2 protein-coding genes are annotated in these 2,787 nt (G+C 63.4%); both read left to right on the forward strand.

Annotated features, from left to right (window positions below):
* On the forward strand, window positions 1–255 hold a 255-nt coding region (locus AO501_RS37975; RefSeq protein ID WP_197419832.1), incomplete at its 5' end, for a hypothetical protein.
* A 96-nt stretch (window positions 256–351) separates the two neighbouring features.
* On the forward strand, window positions 352–2,787 hold a 2,436-nt coding region (locus AO501_RS12905; RefSeq protein WP_231752470.1), incomplete at its 3' end, for a PPE family protein.

The following is a 2,787-nucleotide window of genomic DNA, read 5'->3' on the forward strand; positions in this document are numbered from 1 at the left end:
TTCAACTCCAGCGATCTGAGTTCGGGCTTCGCCAACGCCAACGGGGCCCTGACCTCGGGCTGGTACAACTCCGGTTCATTGCTCTCGGGCTTCCAGAACCTGGGCGACGCCATCTCGGGCTTCGCCAACACCAGCACAGTCAACGGCGCGGCGTTCATCTCCGGCGTCGGCAACATCGGCAGCCAGGTCTCCGGCTTCTGGAACGACCAGATCAGTGCGCTGCAGGCGACGCTGGCGGACTGGGTGGCCGGCTGATGATGTGCCTTCCCGCCCCGGACAGCCGAGCGTTGTTCTGCAGCACCTACAACCCCAGAAAAACTTTCCTGCAATGTAAGGAAGAGGTCTGAGCCGGTGAGCTTTTTGACTTTGCCACCCGAGATCAATTCAGCGCGGATTCTTGCCGGCGCCGGGTCGGCGCCGTTGCTGAGTGTGGCGGCGGGCTGGTCTGGGTTGGCTTCCGAATTGGGTTCGGCGTCATCCTTTTTCGAGTCGGTGACTTCCGGACTCGTTGACGGGTACTGGCAGGGCCCGGCGTCGGTGGCGATGAGGTCGGCGGCGACGCCGTATGCGGCGTGGTTGAGTGCGGCGGGTGCGGCGGCCGAGCAGGCGGCCTCGCAGGCCCGGACCGTGGTCTCGGTGTATGAGGCGGCGCGGTCGATGATCGTTCATCCGGCGGTCATCTCGGGCAACCGCAATTCGTTCGTGTCGCTGGTGTTGTCGAACATCTTCGGACAGAACGCGCCGGCGATCGCGGCGGCGGAGGCTGTCTACGAGGAGTTCTGGGCTCAGGACATCGCCGCGATGTTGAGCTATCACGGCGGCGCGTCGGCGGCCGCGGCGGCGCTGACACCGTTCACCAAGTTGCCGTTGGGTCAGTTGGCCGGTGCGGGCGGTGTGCTCAGTGCGGCGGTCTCGCAGCTGTCCGGTTTGGCCGGCGCCGGTGGTGGCAACGTCAAGGCCGTCCTGGCGGGTCTGAGTTCGGGGAATCTGGGTGGGCTGAAGCTGGGTAGCCTGCTGGGTGGTTTGAACCTGGGCGGTGTGCTGGGTGGTTTGCGTCTGGCTACCGGGAACTTCGTCAACCTGAACCTGCACAACCTGAGTGGTTTCGGCACCGGGGCTACGGCGGCCGCCGGCCACTGGGGTCGTCACAGCTTCGGCTCGTGGGGTCACTTCGGCGGCTCGAACGTGCAGTCGCTGGTGACGGGTCTGCCGACCGGTGGCCTGGGTAGCGTTTTGAGTAGCGGCGTCTTGAGCAGCGTGATCGGCACTGGCGGCCTGAGCGGCTTGTTGAGCAGTCCGGTGGTGAGCGGCTTGCTGAGCAGCCCGCCGGTGAGCAGCTTGTTGAGCGGTAGGAGCTTGAGCAGCCTACTGAGTAGCAAGTCGGTGAGCAGTCTGTTGTCCAGCCTGAACCTGAGCACTGGCGACGTGAGTGCTGCGCTGACCCAGTTGGGTGTGGGTACGGGTGGGCCGAGTGCGGCGGCGGCGTTGTCGACGCCGTGGGGCAATTTCTCGTTGAACCAGATCACCAATTACGTGAACTCTCACGGTGGTTTGCAGGCCGTGTTGACCAACTTGTCGAACTCGTCGGCGTTTACCGCGTGGGTGGATTCGGGTGCGTTGGCCAGCCAGTTGAGCGGTTCTGGGGTGACCGCTTTGTTGAGCAGCCCTGCGGTGAGCGCGGTGTTGAGCAGTCCGGCGGTGGGTGCGGTGTTGAGCAGCCCGTTGGTGAGTGCGGTGTTGAGCAGTCCGTCGGTGGGCAGTGTGTTGAGCAGTCCGGCGTTGAGTGGGTTGTTGAGCAACCCGACGGTCAGTGGGCTGCTCAGTGGTGTGCACCTGAGCAACGGCGGCAGCCTGGGTAGCTTGTTGGCGCAGTGGGGTGTGGGTACGGGCGGGGCGAGTGCGGCCGCGCAGACGGTGTCGACGCCGTGGGGCAACTTCTCGCTGAATCAGATCACCAGTTACGTCAACTCCCACGGTGGCCTGCAGAGTGTGCTGACCAGCTTGTCGAGTTCGCCGGTGTTTAACGCCTGGGTGAGTTCGGAGGCGTTCGTCAGTCAGTTCAGCAGCCCGTCGGTCAGTGATCTGTTGAGCGCCCCGGCGGTGAGCACGTTGTTGAGTAGCCCGGCGGTGAGCGCCGTGTTGAGCAGCCCGGCGGTCAGCACGCTGCTCAGTAGTCCGTCGGTGAGCAGCCTGCTCAGCTCGGGGCATCTGGGTGGCCTGTTGAGCAGCCCGGCGATTAGTAGCGTGCTCAGTGGGACGGGTTTGTCGGCCAAGCTGAACAGTCTGCTGAGCATCAACCATGGCACGGCCGAAGCGCTGGCCGCCGATGTCTTCGGCAATACCGGTACCGGCAATATCGGGTTCGGTAATACCGGGGATAACAACGTCGGGTTCTTCAACACCGGTAACGGCAACGTCGGGATCGGCAATTCCGGTGTTGATTTGCGCGGCATTTTCAATGAAGGGGTGGGTAACTCCGGGTTGTTCAATACCGGCAGTTACAACACCGGTATCGGCAACTCCGGCACCGCCAACACCGGTCTGTTCAATCCGGGCAATTTCAATACCGGTATCGGTAACCGGGGCAGCTACAACACCGGAAGTTTCAACGAGGGCAGCTTCAACAGCGGTGACTTCAACGGTGGGGACACCAACACCGGCTGGTTCAATACCGGCAACCTCAACACCGGTATCGGTAACTCCGGGGACATCAACACCGGTATCGGCAACTCCGGCAACATGAATGTCGGGATGTTCGTGCGCGGCGACGCCCAGGGCCTGACCGGG

Source organism: Mycobacterium gordonae, assembly GCF_001417955.2.
Taxonomy (GTDB): domain Bacteria; phylum Actinomycetota; class Actinomycetes; order Mycobacteriales; family Mycobacteriaceae; genus Mycobacterium; species Mycobacterium gordonae_B.